Annotated in this window: 21 protein-coding genes and 1 riboswitch; of the genes, 7 read left to right on the top strand and 14 right to left on the bottom strand. The window is 72.4% G+C overall.

The genetic code is table 11. The features are described from left to right. Positions 1 to 60 precede the first annotated feature (60 nt). From AB0F01_RS10110 to AB0F01_RS10100, 3 genes are all read right to left on the bottom strand, one after another. Complete coding sequence (locus tag AB0F01_RS10110; RefSeq protein WP_362092054.1) at positions 61 to 1,230, bottom strand: cysteine desulfurase family protein; 1,170 nt, start codon at positions 1,228 to 1,230, stop codon at positions 61 to 63. A 247-nt stretch (positions 1,231 to 1,477) separates the two neighbouring features. Next, positions 1,478 to 1,744, bottom strand: a complete 267-nt coding sequence (locus tag AB0F01_RS10105; protein WP_362092052.1) for a DUF4190 domain-containing protein — start codon at positions 1,742 to 1,744, stop codon at positions 1,478 to 1,480. 136 nt (positions 1,745 to 1,880) lie between these two features. Continuing rightward, positions 1,881 to 2,042 (bottom strand): hypothetical protein, encoded by a 162-nt coding sequence (locus AB0F01_RS10100; RefSeq protein WP_362092049.1) that lies wholly within the window; start codon positions 2,040 to 2,042, stop codon positions 1,881 to 1,883. Between the two features lie 117 nt (positions 2,043 to 2,159). Between AB0F01_RS10100 and AB0F01_RS10095 the strand changes: the two genes are divergently transcribed. After that, positions 2,160 to 2,801 (top strand): TetR family transcriptional regulator, encoded by a 642-nt coding sequence (locus tag AB0F01_RS10095; protein ID WP_362092046.1) that lies wholly within the window; start codon positions 2,160 to 2,162, stop codon positions 2,799 to 2,801. A gap of 221 nt (positions 2,802 to 3,022) precedes the next feature. On the opposite strand, the gene AB0F01_RS10090 is transcribed toward AB0F01_RS10095, so the two are convergent. Next, positions 3,023 to 3,886 (bottom strand): thioesterase family protein, encoded by an 864-nt coding sequence (locus tag AB0F01_RS10090; RefSeq protein ID WP_362092043.1) that lies wholly within the window; start codon positions 3,884 to 3,886, stop codon positions 3,023 to 3,025. 131 nt (positions 3,887 to 4,017) lie between these two features. Here AB0F01_RS10090 and AB0F01_RS10085 point away from each other — a divergent pair, with 131 nt between their 5' ends. Next, positions 4,018 to 5,235: an alpha/beta hydrolase-fold protein gene (locus AB0F01_RS10085; protein WP_362092040.1), complete on the top strand. Its 1,218-nt coding sequence runs from the start codon at positions 4,018 to 4,020 to the stop codon at positions 5,233 to 5,235. Here AB0F01_RS10085 and AB0F01_RS10080 read toward each other — a convergent pair. The 9 genes from AB0F01_RS10080 to AB0F01_RS10040 form a co-directional block, all read right to left on the bottom strand. Then, positions 5,156 to 5,812 carry a trimeric intracellular cation channel family protein gene (locus tag AB0F01_RS10080; protein ID WP_362092038.1) on the bottom strand — a complete coding sequence of 219 codons (657 nt, stop codon included), beginning with the start codon at positions 5,810 to 5,812 and terminating at the stop codon, positions 5,156 to 5,158. The genes AB0F01_RS10085 and AB0F01_RS10080 overlap by 80 nt on opposite strands. A gap of 334 nt (positions 5,813 to 6,146) precedes the next feature. Further along, complete coding sequence (locus AB0F01_RS10075; protein WP_362092035.1) at positions 6,147 to 7,439, bottom strand: oligopeptide/dipeptide ABC transporter ATP-binding protein; 1,293 nt, start codon at positions 7,437 to 7,439, stop codon at positions 6,147 to 6,149. Beyond that, positions 7,436 to 8,434 (bottom strand): ABC transporter ATP-binding protein, encoded by a 999-nt coding sequence (locus AB0F01_RS10070; RefSeq protein ID WP_362092032.1) that lies wholly within the window; start codon positions 8,432 to 8,434, stop codon positions 7,436 to 7,438. The genes AB0F01_RS10075 and AB0F01_RS10070 overlap by 4 nt, the downstream gene beginning before the upstream one ends. A gap of 6 nt (positions 8,435 to 8,440) precedes the next feature. After that, entirely contained in the window at positions 8,441 to 9,403 is a 963-nt protein-coding gene (locus AB0F01_RS10065; protein ID WP_362092029.1) for an ABC transporter permease, read from the bottom strand. A 1-nt stretch (position 9,404) separates the two neighbouring features. After that, positions 9,405 to 10,409 carry an ABC transporter permease gene (locus AB0F01_RS10060; protein WP_362092026.1) on the bottom strand — a complete coding sequence of 335 codons (1,005 nt, stop codon included), beginning with the start codon at positions 10,407 to 10,409 and terminating at the stop codon, positions 9,405 to 9,407. 107 nt (positions 10,410 to 10,516) lie between these two features. Continuing rightward, positions 10,517 to 12,187: an ABC transporter substrate-binding protein gene (locus tag AB0F01_RS10055; protein WP_362092023.1), complete on the bottom strand. Its 1,671-nt coding sequence runs from the start codon at positions 12,185 to 12,187 to the stop codon at positions 10,517 to 10,519. A gap of 430 nt (positions 12,188 to 12,617) precedes the next feature. Continuing rightward, positions 12,618 to 13,412 carry an enhanced serine sensitivity protein SseB C-terminal domain-containing protein gene (locus AB0F01_RS10050; RefSeq protein ID WP_362092020.1) on the bottom strand — a complete coding sequence of 265 codons (795 nt, stop codon included), beginning with the start codon at positions 13,410 to 13,412 and terminating at the stop codon, positions 12,618 to 12,620. Between the two features lie 166 nt (positions 13,413 to 13,578). Continuing rightward, the gene (locus AB0F01_RS10045) at positions 13,579 to 14,367 is read right to left on the bottom strand and encodes an enhanced serine sensitivity protein SseB (protein WP_362092018.1); all 789 of its coding nucleotides are present in this window, start codon (positions 14,365 to 14,367) and stop codon (positions 13,579 to 13,581) included. A 358-nt stretch (positions 14,368 to 14,725) separates the two neighbouring features. Continuing rightward, positions 14,726 to 15,352, bottom strand: coding sequence for an AAA family ATPase (locus tag AB0F01_RS10040; protein WP_362092581.1), 627 nt, complete (start codon positions 15,350 to 15,352; stop codon positions 14,726 to 14,728). Between the two features lie 451 nt (positions 15,353 to 15,803). Next, positions 15,804 to 15,905: riboswitch (glycine riboswitch) on the top strand. A 226-nt stretch (positions 15,906 to 16,131) separates the two neighbouring features. Between AB0F01_RS10040 and gcvT the strand changes: the two genes are divergently transcribed. The 5 genes from gcvT to AB0F01_RS10015 all read left to right on the top strand — a co-directional run bounded on the left by gcvT (position 16,132) and on the right by AB0F01_RS10015 (position 21,239). Further along, the gene (gene gcvT, locus AB0F01_RS10035; protein ID WP_362092015.1) at positions 16,132 to 17,250 is read left to right on the top strand and encodes a glycine cleavage system aminomethyltransferase GcvT; all 1,119 of its coding nucleotides are present in this window, start codon (positions 16,132 to 16,134) and stop codon (positions 17,248 to 17,250) included. 126 nt (positions 17,251 to 17,376) lie between these two features. Next, entirely contained in the window at positions 17,377 to 17,754 is a 378-nt protein-coding gene (gene gcvH, locus AB0F01_RS10030; protein WP_362092012.1) for a glycine cleavage system protein GcvH, read from the top strand. A gap of 14 nt (positions 17,755 to 17,768) precedes the next feature. Next, the gene (glyA, locus tag AB0F01_RS10025; protein WP_362092009.1) at positions 17,769 to 19,028 is read left to right on the top strand and encodes a serine hydroxymethyltransferase; all 1,260 of its coding nucleotides are present in this window, start codon (positions 17,769 to 17,771) and stop codon (positions 19,026 to 19,028) included. 148 nt (positions 19,029 to 19,176) lie between these two features. Beyond that, a complete protein-coding gene (locus tag AB0F01_RS10020; RefSeq protein WP_362092006.1) occupies positions 19,177 to 20,544 on the top strand; it encodes an L-serine ammonia-lyase in 1,368 nt (455 codons plus the stop codon). A 137-nt stretch (positions 20,545 to 20,681) separates the two neighbouring features. Continuing rightward, the gene (locus AB0F01_RS10015) at positions 20,682 to 21,239 is read left to right on the top strand and encodes a glycoside hydrolase family 25 protein (protein ID WP_362092003.1); all 558 of its coding nucleotides are present in this window, start codon (positions 20,682 to 20,684) and stop codon (positions 21,237 to 21,239) included. A gap of 37 nt (positions 21,240 to 21,276) precedes the next feature. On the opposite strand, the gene AB0F01_RS10010 is transcribed toward AB0F01_RS10015, so the two are convergent. Further along, complete coding sequence (locus AB0F01_RS10010) at positions 21,277 to 21,966, bottom strand: NAD(P)-binding domain-containing protein (RefSeq protein WP_362092578.1); 690 nt, start codon at positions 21,964 to 21,966, stop codon at positions 21,277 to 21,279. Positions 21,967 to 22,093 lie beyond the last annotated feature (127 nt).

Raw genomic sequence — 22,093 nt, 5'->3', positions numbered from 1 at the left:
CAGCCGCCCCGGGGCCGGGCGGCGCGCCCGGAGGGTCGGCCCGGCACCGCCCGCGGACGGTCAGGACAGTCCCGCGGCGCGGGCGCGTTCGACGGCCGGGCCGATGGCCTCGGCCAGGGCCCGTACGTCGGCCTCGGTGGAGGTGTGGCCGAGGGAGAAGCGCAGGGTGCCGCGGGCCAGGTCGGGGGCGGTGCCGGTGGCCAGCAGGACGTGGCTGGGCTGGGCGACGCCGGCCGTGCAGGCGGAGCCGGTGGAGCACTCGATGCCCTGGGCGTCGAGCAGCAGCAGCAAGGAGTCGCCCTCGCAGCCGGGGAAGGTGAAGTGGGCGTTGGCCGGAAGCCGTCCCCCGGGCTCGGGGTCGCCGCCGAGGATCGCGTCCGGGACGGCCATGCGGACCGCGGCGACCAGGTCGTCGCGCAGGGCGCCGATCTCGCGGGCGAACCGCTCCTGCTCCTTGGCGGCCACCCGCCCTGCCACGGCGAAGGAGGCGACGGCCGGGACGTCGAGGGTGCCGGAGCGGACGTGGCGCTCCTGCCCGCCGCCGTGGAGCACGGGGACGGGGGTCTGGTCGCGGCCGAGGACGAGCGCGCCGATGCCGTAGGGGCCGCCGATCTTGTGGCCGGAGACGGTCATCGCGGCGAGCCCGGAGCCGCCGAAGTCGACCGGTACCTGGCCGAACGCCTGGACCGCGTCCGAGTGCAGCGGTACGCCGAACTCGGCGGCGACCTCGGCGAGTTCGCTGACCGGCTGGAGGGTGCCGATCTCGTTGTTGGCCCACATGACGGTGGCGAGGGCCACGTCGTCGGGGTTGCGGGCCAGGGCCTCGCGCAGGGCGTCGGGGTGCACCCGGCCGTGGTGGTCGACGGGCAGGTACTCGACGGTGGCGCCCTCGTGCTCGCCGAGCCAGTGGACGGCGTCCAGGACGGCGTGGTGCTCGACCGGGCTGGCCAGCACCCGGGTGCGGACCGGGTCCGCGTCCCGGCGGGCCCAGTACAGGCCCTTCACGGCGAGGTTGTCGGCCTCGGTGCCGCCGGAGGTGAGAACCACCTCACTGGGCCGGGCGCCGAGGGCCTCGGCGAGGGCCTCCCGGGCCTCCTCGACCGTGCGCCGGGCCCGTCGGCCGGCCGCGTGGAGGGAGGAGGCGTTGCCGGTGACGCCGAGGTGCGCGGTGAGTGCCTCGACTGCCTCGGGGAGCATCGGGGTGGTTGCGGCGTGGTCGAGGTATGCCATGGTGGGGCCGATTCTACGGGGCGCCGGACGGCCACCCGGGGGCGCGGTCGGCCGGGAGTCCGGGGCCACGTCGCGCTTCCGGCCGACCGCCCTCGCGGCCGTTCGGGCCCTGCGGCCGTCGGGCTCGGCACACCGGGCCCCGGGCTCCTGTCACGCGCGAGCCCGTCAGCGGTGACCCGTCACGCGTCGGGCGTCACCCGTCACCCGTCACCCGTCACCCGTCACCCGTCACCCGTCACCCGTCACCTCACAGGCTCCAGGAGACGGTGCCGTCCGCCTGCATGAAGGCCAGCAGGACGAGCAGGTCGGCGACGCCGAGCCCGAGGCCGAGGAAGGCGCGTCCGCGCCGGGCGGTGCCCCGCCACAGGGCCAGGCTCGCGAGCACGATGGCGAGCGGCCCGAGGACGACGTTGAGGACGAGCAGGCCCAGCAGGCCCAGGACGAAGGACGCGACGGCCATGCCGTCGGCGTCGCGGATTCCGGTGCGGTCGGTGGCCGGAGCGGTGAGCTGCATGGTGATCGGTTCCCTCGGTCGACGGGACGTCGGACGGTCGGAGGCCGGCGCGGTGCGGGGTCGCCGTGCGGAGCGCGCCGGAGCGCGCGGGGCGTCCCCACACACGCCGTGCGCGGTCGGTGCACGGTCCGTGCGGTCAGTGCGCCGAGCCGCGGCGGCCGTGGCGCTCGCGCAGGGCGAAGATGCCGAGCCACACGGCGACGGCGAGTCCCGCGACGACGGTGAACTCCGGCGGCGCGTGGGCGACGGTGCCCAGGACCACGCCGAGCAGCATGAGTGCGGCGACCAGGAACAGCATGATCGATTTCCCCCAGAAGACTTGGGTGAACAGTCGTAGTTACACTCGTTCACTGACTACCCAGTCTAGCGGGGCCCTCACTTTGCAATCCCGGAGAACAGTTGTTGACTGCATGGCATGAGTCACACCCCCGGCACCCGGCAGGCCCAGAAGCAGAGGACCCGGCGGGCCCTCCTCGACGCGGCGCTGGAACTGCTGGAGAACCAGAGCCTGAGCAGCCTGGGACTGCGTGAGGTCACCCGCGCCGTGGGCGTCGCCCCGACCGCCTTCTACCGGCACTTCCACTCCATCGCCGACCTGGGCGTGGTGCTGGTCGAGGAGGCGCTGGGCGGCCTGCACCCGATGATCCGGACCACGGTGTCCATCCCCGGCGACACCGAGCAACGCATCACCCGGGCCGTCGAGCTGATCGCCGGTCACGTGGACGGGTACCCCGCCCACGTCCGCTTCATCGCCCGGGAGCGGCACGGCGGGGTCCGTCCGGTGCGTGAGGCGATCCGGGAGCAACTCGCGCTGTTCGCCGAGGAGGTGGCCGAGGCGCTGGCAGCGGATCCGGTGTCGCGGGGGTGGGGCGAGGACGACCTGCTGATGCTCGCCCAGATCTACGTGGATCTGATGCTGAGCACGGCGTCCCTGTTCCTGGAGACGCTGGACGCGCCCCCGGAGGAGCGGGAGCGGGTGGCCCGCCTGGCCTCCCGCCGCCTGCGGCTGATCGGCATCGGCCGACGGCACTGGCTGGACACACCGGTGGGCGCGTGAGGGCCGGCGGCTGAGCGCGCGGGCCCGGCGGACGAAGCGGGCAGAGGGGCCCGGCACAGGCCGGCGACGAGAGCGGCCACCGCCGGGGGCGGGACACGGCGACAGGCGCAGGGAGCCACCGGGCGCGCCCCGGCGCGTGCGCCGACGGCGAAGGGCCGGGACGGAGCGGATCCGTCCCGGCCCTCGGTGGAGGGGCGTCCGCCCGCGGGCGGGCCGGTCCGTCAACCCAGCCGGACGCGGGCGAGCTGGCGGGACTGGGCCACCAGGCGGTCGGCGGAGTCCCAGACCTCGGCGTCCTCCTCCAGGAAGCCACCGGCGAGGTTGCGGGTGGTGACGGAGATCCGCAGCGGGCCCGGGGCGGGACGGGCGCGGACGTGGGCGGTCAGCTCGACCGTGGGCACCCAGCCGGAGAGCCCGAGTTCGAAGGCGGTGGGCGGCAGCGCGTCCACCGCGAGGAGCAGCGACAACGGGTCCTGGTCCCGGCCGTCGGCCAGGCCGAACCAGGAGCGCATCTCCCCCCGGCCGGAGGGCGCGCCGAGGGCCCACCCGAGGGTCGACGGGTCCAGCTTGAGCATCAGCCGGTCGGTGATGGCGGAGCTGCCCTCGACCGGGGCGGGGCCGTCCTCCGGGCCGAAGCACTGGTCCATCGGCGGGATGGCGGGCGGCTCGGCGGTCGTGCGGACGTCGTCCGGCAGGGCGTCCAGGTCGCCGTAGGAGGCGAGGACGCGGATGCGTTCGACCTCCCGGCCCTGCTCGTCCTGCTGGAACAGGGACGCCTGCCCGGTCGACAGGCTGCGCCCGGTGCGCACCGTCTCCGTGCGGACGACCGCGGGGCCCGGCTGGGAGGCGGTCAGGTAGTGCGCGGAGATGGTGAACGGGTCGGAGTGCGGCAGGGTGTCGGCGAGGGCGCGGCCCAGGACGGCCAGCAGATAGCCGCCGTTGACGGCACTGATGATCGTCCAGCCGGCGGACAGGTCGATGTCGTAGACGCCGGGCGCGCGACGGACGACCGCGGTGTCGCGGTCGAACTCGCTGTCACCGATCGTGGCCCGGACGGCGGCCGGGGCGGAGGATGCATCTGGCATGGGCTGTACAGTACAAGAGTCACCTACTAAGCGGTAGCTTTGGCGTCACCGAAGGGCGACATCGGAGGCGATGTCCGGGAGCTGACCGGTTTGGGGTGAACCCGCGGGCCCGTCCTCCCCTCTATCCGGGCATGAGCCTCACCGGGATCCCGTTCCTGTGCACCCTGGCCGTGCTGGCGGCCCTCGCCCTCGCGCTGCCGCTCGCCCTGTGGACCCGGGTCGGCGGACCGCGTGCCGTGCGGGCCGCGACCCGGGTCCTGATGCTGTTCTTCGCCCAGGTCACCGCCGTGGCCCTGGTCTTCACCCTGGTCAACAACAGCAACCAGCTCTACGACAGCTGGTCCGACCTGCTCGGCACCGGCGACCACGTGCGGGAGGCCGCCGACCTCGGGAGCGACGGCACCGGCGGGGTCGCGGTCGAGCGGCTGCCGAAGGTGGCCCAGACCTTCACCCCGGCCGGCGGACCGGGCATGCGGGCGGCGGGCGGGGTGCGGGTCACCCGGCTCGACGGACGGGTGTCGGGGGTGCGGGCCGAGGTGTACGTCTGGCTGCCTCCGCAGTACGACGAACCGGCCTGGCGCGACCACGCGTTCCCGGTGGTCCAGCTGCTCCCCGGCTACCCGGGGTCGGCCAAGGCCTGGTTCGGCACCCTGGACGTGCACGAGCAGCTGTTCCCGTTGATGCGCAGCGGCCGGATCGCGCCCTTCATCCTGGTCGCCGCGCGCACCTCCCTGCTGCCGGGCGCGGACACCGGCTGCGCCAACCTGCCCGGCCGGGTCAACGCCGAGAGCTGGCTGAGCGTCGACGTGCCGCGCATGGTCCGGGACAACTTCCGCGCCCAGGCGGCGCCCGACGGCTGGGCGGTGGCCGGATACTCGGCGGGCGGCCACTGCGCGACCAAGCTGGCCCTCGCCCACCCCGACCGCTACCGGGCCGCCGTGAGCCTGTCCGGCTACAACGACCCGGCCGCCGAGCGCACCGCGCTCACCGGCCGCGACCCGGTGCTGCGCGAGGCCCACAACCCGCTGCGGCTGCTGCGCGAGGCGGTCGCGCCGCCGAAGGTCTCGCTCTACCTCTCCGGCCAGCGGGGGGACGGTCACGAGGACGCCACCGCCCTCGCGCGTGCGGCGACGCCACCGACGAGCGTGCAGGTGGTGCGGCTGCCGCGCAGCGCGGGCGGCCACACGATGGCGCTGTGGCGGCCCCAGGTGATCCCGTCCTTCCGCTGGCTCACGGAGGAACTCGGCGCCCAGCCCGTCCCGTCCGGCGCTACTCCTCCCGGACCGAGGAACGCCGCTGCCACGCCCGGGGCGCCCGCCAGTGGAACCGCAGGGCCAACAGCCGGATGAGGAACGCGGCGACCGCGGCGGAGGCGCTGGTGACCGGGTTCAGGCTGTCGAGGCGGATGCACACCGCGGTCAGCGTGGCACCGACGATCGCGGGCACCGCGTACAGGTCGCGGTCCCAGCGCAGCAGGGAGGGCACCTCGTTGGCGAGGACGTCGCGCAGCACACCGCCGCCCACGGCGGTCATCAGGCCCAGGGCCGCGCTGGCGGCCAGGTTCAGCCCGTAGTCGTGCGCCTTGACGGTGCCGACCACACAGAACAGGCCGAGGCCCGCCGCGTCGAAGACGTTGACGCCCCGCTGGAGGCGCTCGACGTGGGGGTGGAAGAAGAACACCAGCACGGTGGCGATCAGCGGGGTGACGAAGTATCCGATGTCGGTGAAGGCGGCCGGGGGCACGGCACCGATCACCAGGTCCCGGAAGAGACCGCCGCCCAGTCCCGTGACCTCGGCGAGCACGGCCAGGCCGAAGACGTCGAAGTTCTTGCGGACGGCCAGCAGCGCACCCGAGATCGCGAAGGCGAAGATGCCGATCAGGTCGAGCGCGTGCAGGAGGGACGGGCTGAACAGTTGCTGGAGCACCCGGCCATTCTGGCTCAGCCGGTGGCCCCCGCCGCACCGCGTGGCAGGGGCGGGCTCCCGGCACCCGCGCCGGCACCCGAGCCGTGTCCGTGCGGGGCCCCTGCCGGGCCCATGCCAGGCCCATGCCGGGTCCGTCCGGGTCCGTGCAGGTCCCCGGCTCGTCGCCGGACGGCCTGGGCGACGGCCGCCTCGTGACCGAGCGGGCCGGGCCGGCGACCGGCCCGGCCCGGGGACGCCCGGGGACCACCCGGGGACGACCTGGGAACGACCGGGAACGAAGGGAAGCGCCGGGCTCGTCGCCCGGCGCTCCCCCGCGTCGCTGTCCCGTGGTCCGTCAGCCGTTCTTGTCCGCCGACGCCCCGGAGTCCTTCGGCCCCTCGGCGTCGGTGGTCCCGTCGGACGCCTCGGGGTCCACGGCGCCCTCGGCCGCCTCGGCCACCGCGGCCTCGGCGGTCGCGTCGGCCGACGGCTCGGCCGTGGCGGGCATCTTCTCCTTCACCGCTCCGGGGTCCGGCTTGGTCGTCGAGTCGGCCGGCAGCAGGGCCGCGGGGGCCTCGACGACCTCCTCGGGCTGCTCCGTCACCGCCTCGTCGGTCCGCGTGACGGCGCCGATGTCCGTCGGCCGGGTCGGCTGCAGCTCCCCCGACTCGATCTCGGCGGCGAAGTGGCAGGCCACCTTGTGCCCGTCGCCCGCGTCCACGAGTGCGGGACGGTCGGTCGCGCACGTCGGCTGCGCCCACGGGCAGCGGGTGTGGAACCTGCACCCCGACGGCGGGTTCGCGGGCGACGGCAGGTCGCCCTGGAGCAGGATCCGCTCGCGACGGTCCTCGGCCTCGGGGTCGGGCAGCGGCACCGCCGACATCAGGGCCTTGGTGTACGGGTGCTTGGGCGCGGCGTACAGGGCGTCGCTGGGCGCCTCCTCCACCAGGGAGCCGAGGTACATGACCCCGATGACGTCGGAGATGTGCCGCACCACCGCCAGGTCGTGGGCGATGACCACGTAGGTCAGCCCCAGCGACTTCTGGAGCTCCTCCAGCAGGTTGATCACCTGGGCCTGCACCGACACGTCGAGGGCCGAGACCGGCTCGTCGCAGATGATCACGTCGGGTTCCAGGACGAGGGCCCGCGCGATGCCGATGCGCTGGCGCTGGCCGCCGGAGAACTCGTGCGGGTAGCGGGAGAGGGCGTTGACCGGGAGGCCGACCTTGGCGAGGACGTCCTTGATCCGCTCCCGCCGCTCCGCCTGGTTCGCCCCGATCCCGTGGGCGGCCATGCCCTCGCTGAGGATCGACTCGATGTTCTGGCGCGGGTTGAGGCTGCCCAGCGGGTCCTGGAAGACCATCTGGAGCCGTCGGCGGTACCGGCGCATCTCCTCGTCCGGCAGCTTCGCCAGGTCGGTCCCGTCGAAGACGACCTCGCCGTCGGTGATGTCGACCAGCCGCAGGACCCCGCGGCCCAGCGTCGTCTTGCCGCAGCCGGACTCGCCGACGAGGCCGTAGGTCTGGCCGGCCTCCACCTTCAGGGACACGCCGTCGACGGCGTAGACGTGGCCGACCGTGCGGTCGAACAGCACGCCCTTCTTGACGGGGAAGTGGACCTTCACGTCCGAGAGTTCGAGCAGGCTCATGCCGAGACCTCCGCCGGGGACGTGGGAAGGACCGGGTTGACGCAGCGGACCTGGTGTCCGGCGGCACGTGGTTCGGTCAGTTCGGGCGTGCCGGTCAGGCACTCCATGGTGTACCGGTCGCAGCGGGGCGCGAAGGCGCAGCCGTCGGTCCAGGCGATCCGGTCGTTGATGGAACCGCGGATGGGGTTGAGCGGTTCCCCGCGCGGCGCGTCGAGCCGCGGGATGGAGCCGAGCAGCCCGTGGGCGTACGGGTGGGTCGGGTACGTGAACAGGTCCCGCCGCCCGGCCGACTCCACGGCCCGGCCCGCGTAGAGCACGTTGACCTGGTCGCAGAGGCCGGCCACCACGCCGAGGTCGTGGGTGATCATCAGCAGGGCGGTGCCCTCCTGGTCGACCAGTTCCTTGAGCAGTTCCAGGATCTGCGCCTGGATGGTGACGTCGAGGGCGGTGGTCGGCTCGTCCGCGATGAGCATCCGGGGCGCGCACGCCACGGCCATCGCGATCAGCGCGCGCTGGCGCATGCCGCCGGAGAGCTGGTGCGGGAACTCCTTGAGCCGCCGGGTCGGGTCGGGGATGCCGACCCGGTCCAGCAGGTGGGCGGCCTCCTTGCGGGCGGCCTCCCCCTTCAGGCCGCGGTGGCGCTGGAGGATCTCGGTGATCTGGACGCCGATGGGGACGACCGGGTTCAGCGAGGACAGCGGGTCCTGGAAGATCATCGCGAGCTGGCTGCCGCGGATGTCCCGGCGTTCCTGCGCGGACATGGTCAGCAGGTCCCGGCCGTCGAAGACGGCCCGGCCGCCCACCCGGACGCCCTTGGCGGGCAGGAGTCCCATCAGGGCGAGCGAGGTCACGGACTTGCCGCAGCCGGACTCACCGACGAGACCGACGACCTGGCCTTCGTCGACGTCGAAGGAGACGCCGTCGACCGCGATCGAGTCCTTGCGGCCCTTGGCCGTGAAGGTGACGCTGAGTTCGTCGACTGAGAGTAGAGCCATGGGAGTTCAGCCTCGCAGTTTCGGGTCGAGCGCTTCGCGCATGGCCTCGCCGAGCAGGGTGAAGCCGAGAGCGGTGATGATGATCCCGAGCGCGGGGTAGACCGCCATCATCGGCTCGTTGTCGAAGAAGCGCTGGGCCTGGGCGAGCATGACCCCCCATTCCGGGATGGCGGGGTCCGGGTTGCCGAGGCCGAGGTAGGACAGGGCCGCCGCCTCGATGATCGCGGTGGCCAGGGACAGCGTCGCCTGGACGATGACCGGGCTCAGCGAGTTCGGCAGGATCTGGGTGAGGACGATCCGCTTCTTGCGCAGGCCGAGGGCCTTGGCCGCGAGCACGTAGTCGGAGCCGCCCTGCACCAGCATCGAGCCGCGCAGCAGCCGCGCGAAGATCGGGATCTGCACGACACCGACGGCGATCATCACGGTGGTCAGGGACTGCCCCATCACGGCGGCGATGGAGACGGCCAGCAGCAGCGAGGGCAGCGACAGCATGATGTCGGTGAACCGCATGATCACCGTGTCGATCCGCTGCCCGGCGCGTCCGCCGAGGGTCGCGGCGGCGCCCGAGCAGATGCCGATGACGGCACCCACCACGAGGCCGATGAGCATCGACACGACACCGACGAGCAGGGTCTGACGGGCTCCGACGAGCCACCGGCTGAACAGGTCCCGGCCCAGGTGGTCCAGGCCGAACCAGTTCTCGCCGCGCATGCCGACGAACTCGCCGCGGTTGGGGAAGACGTCGCCGCGCCAGGTCTGGGCGGTGGGCGCGTGGGGGGCGACCCACGGTCCGACGATCGCGAGGACGACGAACAGGGAGATGATCACCGCGCCGATGGCGGCCATCTTGCTGGCCCGCAGCCGCCGCATCGCCTCGCGCCACAGGCTGGCGCCGCTGGTGACCTCGTTGGTCGTCATCAGCTCCGCGAGCCGGTCGATCTTGTCGGCCTTCTTGGTCACGGTCGTCACGTCAGTGCACCCGCACTCTCGGGTCGATAAGGCTGTACGCGATGTCGACGAGGAGGTTGATGATGACGTAGACCATCGCGATGAAGAGAATGAACCCGACGAGCACGGGGTAGTCACGGCCGTCGATCGCCGTGCGGATGAACGAGCCGATGCCGCCGAAGTCGAAGACCGACTCGGTGAGCACCGCACCGGACAGGAGGCTGCCGGTCAGCAGACCGACCGCCGTGATCACCGGCAGCAGCGCGTTGCGCAGCACGTGACGGCCGCGCACCACGCGCTTCTCCAGGCCCTTGGACTCGGCGGTCCGCACGTAGTCCTCACCGAGCACCTCCAGCACGCTCGCCCGGGTCATGCGGACGATCACCGCGAGGGGGATGGAGGCCAGGGCGACCGCGGGCAGGATCAGGTGCCAGATGGCGTCCCAGCTCGCGTCGAACTCGCCGGTGAGCAGTCCGTCGAGGACCGCGAAGCCGGTGACCTCGGTCGCGTTGATCCCGGTGGTGAGCCGGCCGGAGGCGGGGAAGATGCCCAGCTGGACGGAGAAGATGGACCTGAGCAGGATCGCCAGGAAGAACACCGGGATGCAGATGCCGACGAGCGACGTGGACACCGAGGCGACGTCGATCCAGCCGCCGCGGCGCTTGGCCGCGAGGTAGCCGAGCGGGATGCCGACGAGCACGGCGATGAGGATCGCGGCGATGCTGAGTTCCACGGTCGCCGGGAACCGCAGCGTGAACTCCTCCCACACCGGCTGGCCGGTCTGGGTGGAGGTGCCCAGGTCGAGCTCGAAGATGCGCTTGAGGAAGCGCCAGTACTGGACGTGGACGGGCTGGTCCAGCCCGAGCGCACGGTTGATGCGCGCCACTTCGGCCTCGGTGGCCTTCTCCCCCAGGATCGCTGAGGCGGGTCCACCGGGCAGCCGGTCGAGCCAGAGGAAGAGCAGTACCGACAGGCCGAGCAGCGTGGGTATGAGCTGGAGCAGTCTTCGTACGACGAGACGCAGCACCCCGCATGCCCCTTTCTAGCGTGATGTCTTACTGAACGGAACCGCCCGGCCGCCGAGTTGCGACGGCCGGGCGGACACCCCCCGTTGGTGCTTCACACCGCGTGCGCCTACTTGAAGGACGCCTCGGCGAACACTTCCTGCGTCAGCGGGGAGACGTTCGGCGGGTTCACGTTCTTGGCGAAGGCGATGGCCGGCGGGGAGGACGAGATCGGGACGCCCGGGAGGTAGTCCATGATGACCTCGTTGGCCTTGGTGTACGCGGCCACGCGCTCCTCGTGGTTGCCCAGCTTCGAGCCGGCGTTCACGGCGTCGAAGACCTTCTTGTCCTTGAAGCCCCACTGCTTGTCGAACCCGGCGAACCAGGTGCCGATGAAGTTGTAGCCGTCGTTGAAGTCACCGGTCCAGCCGAGCATGTGCAGGGCGCAGGAGCCGGCCTCGGTGGCGTCCAGGTAGTCCGGGGCCCACTTCATGGCCTTCGACTTGACGGTGATGCCGGCCTTCTCCAGGTCGGCCTTCATCAGCTCGAACAGGTCCTGCGGGGCAGGCATGTACGGGCGGGTGACCTCGGTCGGGTAGCAGAACTCGATCTCGAGCTTCTCCTCACCGGCCTTCTTGAGGAGGTTCTTCGCCGCGTCGACGTCGAACGGGTACTGCTTGACGTCCTTGGAGTAGCCCTCGACGGTGTCCGGCATGAACTGGTCGGCCACCTTGCCGCCCTCGGGCAGCTGGGTCTTGACCAGGTTCTCCTTGTCGATCGACTGCGCGATCGCCTGCCGGACCTCCTTCTTCTTCAGGGCCGGGTTCGCCGACTGGCTCATGCCCACGTAAAAGATGTTGAAGACGCCACGGGTCGGGACGACGAAGCCCTTGTCCTCGAGGGTCTTGACGTCGGCCGGCGCGACCAGGTCGTAGCCGTCGATGTCACCGGCCTCCAGGGCCTGACGGCGCGTCTGCTCGTCGGAGATGGTGCGGAAGACCAGGTTCTTGATCTTCGCCTTCTCGCCCCAGTAGTCGTCGAAGCGCTCCAGGGAGACTTCCTTGTTCCCCTTGTTCCACTTCGTGATCTTGTACGGGCCGGTACCGGCGACCGTGCCGGCCTCCTGGCTGTACTTCGGGTACGTGATGGCGTCGCCCTTGGCGGAGGCGTCCTGCTTCTTGTACGCCTCGATGGCCTTCGGCGAGTGGATCGCGAGGGCGTTGAGGGAGAAGCCGCCGGGGAGGTTGGCGGAGGGCTTCTTGACCTCGATGACGGCGGTGTGCTCGTCCTTCGCGGTGCAGGACTTGTAGTTCGCCTCGGGCGTCTCCGGGTCCTCGTTCTTCGCGAACCCGCCCATGATGGTCTGCCAGTAGTACGAGACCGCGCTCGACTGGTACGTGCCCGTCCAGTTGAACCAGTGGTCGTAGTTGGCGCAGACCGCGGCGGCGTTGAACTCCTCGCCGTCGTGGAACTTCACGCCCTTGCGGAGGTCGAAGGTCCAGACGGTGCCCTCTTCGTTGCTGGACCACTTCTCGGCGAGACCGCCGACCAGCTCGCTGCCGCCGGACTCGTGCTCCAGCAGGGCCTCGAAGGCCTGCCGGGTCACGCGGAAGGTTTCACCGTCACTGGCCAGGGCAGGGTCCAGGGAACCCGGATCACCGGCACCGGCGAAGACGAAGGTGTCCTTGTCGCCACTGCCTTCGTTGTCACTGTCCCGGTCGCTGGAGCAGCCCGTGGCGATCAGACCGACCGCGACCGCGGCCGTGATCACCCGAGCGGCTCGGGACTTGGATATGCGCATATGGGGCCACTCCGGGTCCGCTATGTGGATGCAAGATGACCGCCCGAACACTACTCACGTTCGCAGGGAGTCAGGAACAGTCCGGATAGCGGTGATACCTACCTGAGATCTGAACACTTGACATAAGGGACGCATCAGGCGCCCGTTGCCGGGAATGCCCGCCGCGGACCCTCCGGACCCGCCGTCAAGCACCCTCCGTCCGGCCGTGCGTGCGCGACGCTCCGCGTGAAACCGCAGGTGACGGATGGGTGACCGCCGGTAGCTCGACCGGCCGCCGCGCATGAGGTCCAGACCATCCGACGGGAATGCAGACGTCCGGGCATCGGGGACGTTCCGTCCACGGCCGCCGGTCCACATCCTGGACGCTCCGGCCGGCCCGCGGGGGCGGCGGAGCCGTCCGCCGAGGGTGTGCGCCGCGGATCCGACCCGGTCAGTGACGCTGTGCGGGCGGGTGGCCGTAGCCGACCGGAGGGGCCGGCAGGCCGGCGGGGGCGTGGGCCTCCCGGTCGTAGAACGGCCGGGCGTTGACCCGCAGCCACAGGGCGACCGGGTCGTGCTCGTCGGACATCGCCACCGTGGACACCGGCAGGCCGTCCGGAACGGCGCCCAGCGACTGCTGCATCATGCCGCGCACCGCGTCCACCGACGGCGGCGAGGTGTCGTACACGTCGAGCCCGATGGCGAGGTACGGCGCCCCCAGCGCGGGCTGCACCCAGGCGCGGCGCAGCGCGCGGACGGCCGGGGTGCGGTGCGCGTTCTGCGCGAGCAGGGCGTAGAACTGCGGGATCTCGATGGCGGGTTCGGACAGCCGCAGCGGCCCGGCCGGCTGCCGGTCGAGGCCGGTGGCGATGCGGCGCAGGTCCAGCCAGGGGATGCCGACGCCGCCGCCGGGGGCGTGCGGGTTGAGCCAGAGACCGTAGCGGTCGGGGTACAGGGCACGGGCGACGTCGAGCCCGTCGACCACCTCGTAGGAGCGGTTCCAACCGCTGGCGGACAGCTCCTGCGCGGAGGTGACGCAGGGCGCGTAGCCGTGGCCGTCGACGTCCATGTTCCCGTACTGGGCGTCCGGCGAGCCGGCCTGGCCGTGCCACAGCAGCATCCAGACCTGACCGGAGGAGGGGGTCGCGAGCGCGCGCAGCAACGCCTCGTAGGCGTCGTAACGCCCGGGCGTCACCTGGCGCAGCATGTGCTCGACCTGCCCGGCCGCCGCGGTGCCAGCGCTCACTTTGTATCGCCCCTCCGTACAACGCCTCGCCCGAGCCAATGAACCTAGCTTAAGCCGCCCCTCGCCACCCGGACCGGTACCGGTTCCGGTGGCCGGACGGCCGCCCGCGCCGCCGCCGGTCCCGGGGCGACGGGTGCCCGCCCGCCCCGGTGCGCCTCCGGCCCGGCTACTGCTGCTGGTAGAAGGGCCGGACGCGCTCGCGCATCCACTCGCCGACGGGGTCCTGGGCGATGTCCAGCAGGACGACGTTGACCGGCCACCGCACGGGCGCCCGGCCCAGGGCGCGGCCGAGGGCTTCCGTGGGCAGGGTGTGCGGGTCCTCGTCCCACCGGGTCAGCTCGATGCCGATGAACAGCACCGGGTCCGCCGTCTCGATCGCGGCCAGGCACCGGCGGGCGGTGCGGACCACGCCGAGGGCCTCGAACTCGGCGCCGGCCGCCGCGAGGAAGTCGACGGGGTCGTCCTGCCAGTCGGGCTCGAACAGCCGCACCCGGCCGCCGGATCCCGGCCCGTCGAGCTCGCTGCGCCCGGCCCGGCACAGGTCCGCCACCGCCTCGGGCGGCAGGGGGATGCCGACGACACCGCCCGGGTTCACGGCGATGCCCGCCTGCGGAGGCAGACCGCGGGCGAACTCCACCGCGGGCGCGACGGTGAACGACAGGTGCGAGCCGACGACCTGGCGGAACTGCTCCTCGGAGCTGAAGACCGGGACGTACACCTGCCCGTCGAGCTCCATCGTGGGCAGGTCCAGGGAGCCGCTGTCGGGCCCGCCGCCGTTGGGCAGGGGCACCCAGACGAAGCTGCGGCCGAGGACCTCGACGATCCGGCCGCCGGCCGAGGGGACGCCGAGGGAGGCGGAGAGCACCTCCTCCAGCTCGTTGCCGGGCCACCCGCCGTGCGGGTGGGGATACGCCTGTGCCGGGAAGTCCGCGGAGAAGCCCGCCGGGAAGTCCATGTGCCTACCGCCTGCCTGGAACCACTGCTGTGGCTGAAAAGGCTAACCGCTGCCGCACGGCCGCCGTTCGGCTGTACGGGAGACGGTGGGCGAGGCCGTACGGGAGGCGGTGGGCGAGCCGTGCGGGAGGCGGTGATGAACGGCGCGGAAGCCGGCGCGGACGGTGGTCCGCCGGGCAGGGCTGGGTCGGACGTTCGCCGGACGGGACGGACACGTGCCGGGCAAGGCCGGACGCTCGGGGACGGACACGTGCCGGGCAAGGCCGGATCGCTCGCCGGAGAGGCGCGAGACCGGGCCCGGACGGGCCGCCGGGCCGTCGGGCCGCCCGCCCGCACCACCGGCCGTCCCGCCCGCCGCCTCAGCCCGTGAAGCCGATCCGGTGCAGCGTGTCCGTGGCGTCCCGGTCGAGGAGCACCACCGAGCCGCAGCCGGCGGGCGGTTCGCCCCGTTCCACCGCGCGCAGCAGCCGGCCCACGGCCGCGCGGTGGCGCAGGAAGGCGTACCGCGAGACACCGCGTCCGCGGGCGCGCTGACCCTCCAGCGCCTGCCGGGGGGTGACGTCGAGGAGGAGCAGGCGCAGGGCCGCTCCCCGGCGGCGGGCCTCGCGGGCCAGCCAGCGGCGCACCCACGCCTGGGTTCCGCAGTCGTGCACCACGACGCCCCCGCCGCCGCGCAGCACGCGGCGCAGGCCGGCGTAGTGGTCCAGGCGGACCAGGGGCCGGTAGACGGCGTACGGCAGGAAGCCGGGCATCCGGGCGTCCCAGCGGTCCCGGGTGTCCTGCGAGTCGACGCGGGTGCCGCGCACCGTGCGCCGCATCAGCGTGGACTTGCCGCTGCCGGGCAGCCCGGTGACCACCACGATGTCCCGCGGCGCGAACAGCAGCGCGTGCGGTCCGCGCGCGGCGAGCCCGCGCAGGTCACGGACGGCGGGCGCCGGGAGGGCACCGCCGGTCGGGGCGCCCCCCGTCAGGGCACCGCCGGTCAGGGCGCCCCCCGTCAGGGCACCGCCGGTCAGGGCGCCCCCGGTCAGGGCGCCCGGGGTCGCGGACCCGTGGGCGGCGGCGGCTGCGCCGGAGGGGACGGCCGGCTGTGCGGGCACCTCGGCCGCGGGGGCCGGAGCGGCCGACGGGGTGGGGGCGGCCGACCGGGCCGGAGCGGCCGGCTGTCCGGGCGGTGCGGCGCCCGCCGGGCCGGCGTACGCCGTGGTCCTGTTCACCGTGTGTCCTCCCCTGGGCCGGGTACCGGAGTCCCGCGCCGCGCTGACTGTAAAGAGAAGGTAATGCCGGGCGTCACTCGATTCCGTCCATTTCCCGCAACAGGCCGGTGACAGCCCGTTGTGACCGGACGCGCACCCTGCGCGTCCCCTGGAAAGGGTCCCCCTGCCGCGCCCCGGGAATGCGTGCAATGATGAGCCCGCCAACTGCATACCGGCCGTTTGAATCCGCGCGGGAGAGTCTCCGGCACTTGTGGCACGCCGGGGCGCCGAAGGAGCAAGTCCCTCCCTTGAATCTCTCAGGCCCCGTTACCGCGCGGGCGAGGCACATCTGAAAAGCGGGCCGTCGCGACTGCCGCGGTGGCTCCACCCAAGGTGCAAGCCGTACGCCGCCCCCCTCGCGGGCGGTCATGGCGAACCTCTCAGGTTCCGATGACAGATGGGGAGGATCGTCCTCGCCTTCCCCACGCCGTCCTGCGGCCCCGGGCTCTCGATCCGCTCGAGCAGTCACACCGGCGCGGGGGACCCCATCGCCACTGGGAGACCTACCGATGAGCAGTACCGAACTCCGCCGTACCGCGCTGGATGCCGTGCACCGCGCGCTCGGCGCGACGATGACCGACTTCGCCGGCTGGGACATGCCCCTGCGCTACGGCTCGGAGCGCGACGAGCACATCGCCGTCCGCACCAGGGCCGGCCTGTTCGACCTCTCCCACATGGGCGAGATCACCGTCAGCGGTCCGCAGGCGCTCGCGCTCCTCGACCACGCCCTGGTCGGCAACATCGGCACGGTCAGGCAGGGCCGGGCCCGGTACACGATGATCTGCGCCGAGGACGGCGGCATCCTGGACGACCTGATCGTCTACCGGCTCGGCGAGTCGGAGTACCTGGTCGTCGCCAACGCCTCCAACGCGCAGACGGTACTCGACGCGCTGGTGGAGCGGTCGGCCGGGTTCGACGCCGAGGTGCGCGACGACCGTGACGCCTACGCGCTGCTCGCCGTGCAGGGGCCCGAGTCCGTCGCCGTCCTCGCCTCCCTCACCGACGCCGACCTGGACGGCCTGAAGTACTACTCCGGGCTGCCCGGCACGGTGGCCGGCCTGCCCGCGCTGATCGCCCGCACCGGCTACACCGGCGAGGACGGCTTCGAGCTGTTCGTGAAGCCGGAGCACGCCGTCGAGCTGTGGCAGGCGCTGACCAAGGCCGGCGAGGGCGTCGGCCTGGCCCCGTGCGGGCTGTCCTGCCGGGACACGCTGCGCCTGGAGGCGGGCATGCCGCTCTACGGCAACGAACTGAGCAGTTCGCTCACGCCGTTCGACGCCGGGTTCGGCCGGGTCGTGAAGTTCGAGAAGGAGGGCGACTTCGTGGGCCGGGCCGCCCTGGCCGAGGCCGCCGAGCGCGCCGAGCAGAACCCGCCCCGCGTCCTGGTCGGCCTCGTCGCCGAGGGCCGCCGGGTCCCGCGCGCCGGGTACCAGGTCGTCAAGGGCGACGAGGTGATCGGCGAGGTCACCTCCGGGGCGCCCTCGCCCACGCTGGGCAAGCCCATCGCGATGGCCTACGTCGACCCGGCCCACGCGGCACCGGGCACCCCCGGGGTCGGCGTCGACATCCGTGGCCGTCAGGAGCCGTACGAGGTCGTGGCGCTGCCGTTCTACAAGCGGCAGAAGTGACACCGTCGTAGCGACCCGGGACGGCCGGCGGCGCGTGCGTACCGGCGCCCCGGGGTACCGGACCACGCCGGTCCGGCGCCGTCCCTCCCTCATCAGCAGTCCCCCGCGTACAGGAGAATCCAGGCCATGAGCAACCCCCAGCAGCTGCGTTACAGCAAGGAACACGAGTGGCTGTCGGCCGCCGAGGACGGCGTGTCGACGATCGGCATCACGGAGCACGCGGCGAACGCGCTCGGCGACGTCGTCTTCGTCCAGCTCCCCGAGGTGGGCGACACGGTGACCGCGGGCGAGACCTGCGGCGAGCTGGAGTCGACCAAGTCGGTCAGCGACCTCTACTGCCCGGTCACCGGTGAGGTCACCGAGGTCAACGAGGACGTGGTGAACGACCCGTCGCTGGTGAACTCGGCACCGTTCGAGGGCGGTTGGCTGTTCAAGGTGCGCATCACCGACGAGCCGTCCGACCTGCTGACCGCCGCCGAGTACGACGCCCACATCGCGGGCTGAGGAGTCCACGCCCCATGTCCCTTCTGAACACGCCCCTGCACGAGCTCGACCCGGCGGTGGCCGCCGCGGTCGACGCCGAGCTGCACCGGCAGCAGTCCACCCTCGAGATGATCGCCTCGGAGAACTTCGCCCCGGTCGCGGTCATGGAGGCGCAGGGCACCGTCCTGACCAACAAGTACGCCGAGGGCTACCCGGGCCGCCGCTACTACGGCGGCTGCGAGCACGTCGACGTGATCGAGCAGATCGCGATCGACCGGGTCAAGGAGCTCTTCGGCGCCGAGCACGCCAACGTGCAGCCGCACTCGGGCGCGCAGGCCAACGCCGCCGCGATGTTCGCGCTGCTCAAGCCCGGTGACACGATCATGGGCCTGAACCTGGCGCACGGCGGGCACCTGACCCACGGCATGAAGATCAACTTCTCCGGCAAGCTGTACGACGTGGTCGCCTACCACGTGGACGACACCGGGGTCGTCGACATGGCCGAGGTCGAGCGCCTGGCCAAGGAGAAGAAGCCGAAGCTGATCGTGGCGGGCTGGTCGGCCTACCCGCGGCAGCTCGACTTCGCCGCGTTCCGCCGGATCGCGGACGAGGTCGGCGCCTACCTCATGGTCGACATGGCGCACTTCGCCGGCCTGGTCGCCGCGGGCCTGCACCCGAACCCGGTGCCGCACGCCCACGTCGTCACCACGACCACCCACAAGACCCTCGGCGGCCCCCGCGGCGGCGTGATCCTCAGCACGGCCGAACTGGCCAAGAAGATCAACTCGGCGGTCTTCCCCGGCCAGCAGGGCGGCCCCCTGGAGCACGTGGTCGCCGCGAAGGCGGTCGCCTTCAAGGTCGCCGCGTCCGAGGAGTTCAAGGACCGCCAGCGCCGCACCCTGGAGGGCGCCCGGATCCTGGCCGAGCGCCTGGTGAAGGACGACGTCCGGGCCGTCGGCGTGGACGTGCTGTCCGGCGGCACGGACGTGCACCTGGTCCTGGTCGACCTGCGCGCCTCGGAGCTCGACGGCCAGCAGGCCGAGGACCGGCTGCACGAGGTCGGGATCACCGTCAACCGCAACGCGATCCCGAACGACCCGCGCCCGCCGATGGTCACCTCCGGCCTGCGCATCGGCACGCCCGCCCTCGCCACCCGCGGCTTCACCGCCGAGGACTTCACCGAGGTCGCGGACGTGATCGCCGAGACGCTGAAGCCGGAGTACGACGCCGAGGCGCTGCGGGCCCGGGTGACGGCGCTCGCGGCGAAGCATCCGCTGTACCCCGGTCTGAAGTAGTTTCGTACCCTTTGATTCGTACGAACGTCCGGGGCATCGCGCACACTGGAAACGGTGGGCGCGATGCCCCGCGTCGTACGCCCCCCCTCACGCACCCCCTGTACCGCCGGCGGACAGCGTCGTCCGCCGAACCCCTAGGAGTCCTCCCGTGGCCATCTCGGTCTTCGACCTGTTCTCGATCGGCATCGGCCCGTCCAGCTCGCACACGGTCGGCCCGATGCGCGCGGCCGGCCTGTTCGTCCGGCGGCTGCGCAAGGAGGGCCTGCTGGACTCCGTGACCTCGGTCCGCGCCGAGCTGTACGGCTCGCTGGGTGCCACGGGACACGGCCACGGCACGCCCAAGGCGGTGCTGCTCGGCCTGGAGGGCGACTCGCCGCGCACGGTCGACGTGGAGACGGCCGACGAGCGGGTGGAGAAGATCAAGGACGGCGGCCGGCTGCGCCTCCTCGGCGAGCACGAGATCGCCTTCTCCTTCGACGACGACCTGGTGCTGCACCGCCGCAAGGCCCTCCCGTACCACGCCAACGGCATGTCCCTGTGGGCGTACGACGCCTCGGGCGCGACGGTGCTGGAGAAGACGTACTACTCGGTGGGCGGCGGCTTCGTCGTCGACGAGGAGGCGGTCGGCGCGGACCGCATCAAGCTGGACGACACCGTCCTGAAGTACCCGTTCCGCACGGGCGACGAGCTGCTGCGGCTGACCCGGGAGACCGGCCTGTCGATCTCCGCGCTGATGCTGGAGAACGAGCGGGCCTGGCGGACCGAGGAGGAGATCCGCGAGGGCCTGCTGGAGATCTGGCGCGTGATGCAGGCGTGCGTGGAGCGCGGCATGTCCCGCGAGGGCATCCTCCCGGGCGGCCTCAAGGTGCGCCGCCGGGCCGCGAACACCGCCCGCAAGCTGCGCTCGGAGGGCGACCCGCAGGCGCTCTCCATGGAGTGGATCACCCTCTACGCGATGGCCGTGAACGAGGAGAACGCGGCCGGCGGCCGGGTCGTCACGGCTCCGACGAACGGCGCGGCCGGCATCATCCCGGCGGTGCTGCACTACTACGTCAACTTCGTGCCCGGCGCCGACGAGGAGGGCGTCGTCCGCTTCCTGCTGGCGGCCGGCGCGATCGGCATGCTCTTCAAGGAGAACGCCTCCATCTCCGGCGCCGAGGTCGGCTGCCAGGGCGAGGTGGGCTCCGCCTGCTCCATGGCCGCGGGCGCCCTCGCCGAGGTGATGGGCGGCTCGCCGTGGCAGGTGGAGAACGCGGCCGAGATCGGCATGGAGCACAACCTGGGCCTGACCTGCGACCCGGTGGGCGGCCTGGTCCAGATCCCGTGCATCGAGCGCAACGGCATGGCCGCGGTCAAGGCGGTCACGGCGGCCCGCATGGCACTGCGCGGCGACGGCTCGCACAAGGTGTCCCTGGACAAGGTCATCAAGACCATGAAGGAGACCGGCGCGGACATGTCCGTCAAGTACAAGGAGACGGCCCGGGGCGGGCTCGCGGTGAACATCATCGAGTGCTGAGGCGTCCCCATCGGGCAGAGGCGGTCAACGTCGATCACTTCCCGTCCGTCGCGGGTCGGCGGTGCCGTGGCGGGGCATGAGTCATGCGACTCCCCCACTCCCCGCGAGTCCCCCCACAAGCACGTCAGGGAGCCCTCATGCTGCGTGGCATCGACGTGAGTTCGCACCAGACCGCGTCCTACGACACCGACGGCCTGTCCTTCGTCTTCGTCAAGGCGACGGAGGGCCGTCGGTACACCAACCCCAAGCTGGCCGACCAGACCAAGCGGGCGCGCGACGCCGGTCTGGTCACCGGCTTCTACCACTTCCTCTGGCCGGGCGACCTCACCGCCCAGGCGGAGCACTTCGTGAACGAGGCGCCCCTGAAGGAGGGCGACCTCCTGGCCGTCGACTGGGAGACCACCGGCGGCGGCACCCGGGCGAGCGCCGCCGAGAAGGACCGGTTCCTGCGCCTGGTGAAGGAGCTCCGGCCCGGGCACCGGGTCGTCCTGTACTGCAACCGGGACTTCTGGCTCAACGTCGACACCACCTCCGAGGCGGGCGACGGCCTCTGGATCGCCGACTACGTCGGGGCGGGCGAGCCGCGCGTCGAGGCCGCCTGGCGCTTCCACCAGTACACCGACGACCCGCTGGACCAGAACGTCGCGGACTTCGCCGACGAGGCGGCCCTCAGAGAGTGGGCCGAGGGGGCCTGACCTCCGCGCGGCGCGCAGGCCGGGCCCGGGCCCGGTGTCATCCGCGGAAGTCGGGACCGCGCTCGGGGGACGCCTTCGCCAGCGCCTCGGTCACGTCGTCGACGCCGGCCCGCAGCCCGTAGACCGGGGTGCCCGGCTGCTGGCGCCAGGACTCGTCGAGTCCGCCGGCGTCGACGGTGTCGAAGCCGAGCTCCTCGATCAGGTCACGGACCTTCCGCTTGGCCGCCTCGTCGTCCCCCGCCACGGGCAGGGCCATCCGGTCGGGGGCGCCGGCGGGGCGGTGATGGTCCAGGATGTCCTGGGCGTAGGTCCCGTTGAACGCCTTGATCACCGGGTGGCCGAGGTGCTGCTCGGCCCAGCGGCTCTCGGTCAGACCGTCGTCCTCGATGCCCGCGATGCGTCCGTCGCGCTGCGGGTAGTAGTTGCCGGTGTCGATGACGGCCAGGCCCTCGGCCGCCCCGTCGAACAGTCCGGACGGCAGCTGGGGCACGGCCTTGACCGGGATGGTGACCACCACGATCTCCGCGCCCCGGGCCGCCTCACCCACCGTGACCGGTGTCGCCCCGGTCTCCTCGGCGAGGGCGGTGAGGGTCTGCGGGCCGCGCGAGTTGGCGACGGACACGTCGTGCCCGAGGGCCGTGAGCCGCCGGGTGAGATTGCCGCCGATGTTCCCCGCGCCGATGATGCCGATCTTCATGGTCCGCCTCGCCTCGCCCTTCGGGTGGATGTGCACCGGCCTCCCCGCGGACGCCGGTGGACCCTGCCAACCACGGGGACATCGGAGCTATTCCGGGCAACCGGCTGCTTCCGGCCATCCGGGCGGCGCGGCGAGCGCCCCGGCCGAGGGCCGCGGC

Source organism: Streptomyces sp. NPDC029526 (assembly GCF_040637405.1).
Classification (GTDB): domain Bacteria; phylum Actinomycetota; class Actinomycetes; order Streptomycetales; family Streptomycetaceae; genus Streptomyces.
This window is presented reverse-complemented; position numbering and strand designations above follow the sequence as displayed.

Bases quoted from the DNA above. Each gene is read 5' to 3' on its own strand.
- AB0F01_RS10110 (WP_362092054.1), bottom strand. From the start codon at position 1,230: ATGGCATACCTCGACCACGCCGCAACCACCCCGATGCTCCCCGAGGCA.
- AB0F01_RS10105 (WP_362092052.1), bottom strand. From the start codon at position 1,744: ATGCAGCTCACCGCTCCGGCCACCGACCGCACCGGAATCCGCGACGCC.
- AB0F01_RS10100 (WP_362092049.1), bottom strand. From the start codon at position 2,042: ATGCTGTTCCTGGTCGCCGCACTCATGCTGCTCGGCGTGGTCCTGGGC.
- AB0F01_RS10095 (WP_362092046.1), top strand. From the start codon at position 2,160: ATGAGTCACACCCCCGGCACCCGGCAGGCCCAGAAGCAGAGGACCCGG.
- AB0F01_RS10090 (WP_362092043.1), bottom strand. From the start codon at position 3,886: ATGCCAGATGCATCCTCCGCCCCGGCCGCCGTCCGGGCCACGATCGGT.
- AB0F01_RS10085 (WP_362092040.1), top strand. From the start codon at position 4,018: ATGAGCCTCACCGGGATCCCGTTCCTGTGCACCCTGGCCGTGCTGGCG.
- AB0F01_RS10075 (WP_362092035.1), bottom strand. From the start codon at position 7,439: ATGAGCCTGCTCGAACTCTCGGACGTGAAGGTCCACTTCCCCGTCAAG.
- AB0F01_RS10070 (WP_362092032.1), bottom strand. From the start codon at position 8,434: ATGGCTCTACTCTCAGTCGACGAACTCAGCGTCACCTTCACGGCCAAG.
- AB0F01_RS10055 (WP_362092023.1), bottom strand. From the start codon at position 12,187: ATGCGCATATCCAAGTCCCGAGCCGCTCGGGTGATCACGGCCGCGGTC.
- AB0F01_RS10045 (WP_362092018.1), bottom strand. From the start codon at position 14,367: ATGGACTTCCCGGCGGGCTTCTCCGCGGACTTCCCGGCACAGGCGTAT.
- gcvT (WP_362092015.1), top strand. From the start codon at position 16,132: ATGAGCAGTACCGAACTCCGCCGTACCGCGCTGGATGCCGTGCACCGC.
- gcvH (WP_362092012.1), top strand. From the start codon at position 17,377: ATGAGCAACCCCCAGCAGCTGCGTTACAGCAAGGAACACGAGTGGCTG.
- glyA (WP_362092009.1), top strand. From the start codon at position 17,769: ATGTCCCTTCTGAACACGCCCCTGCACGAGCTCGACCCGGCGGTGGCC.
- AB0F01_RS10015 (WP_362092003.1), top strand. From the start codon at position 20,682: ATGCTGCGTGGCATCGACGTGAGTTCGCACCAGACCGCGTCCTACGAC.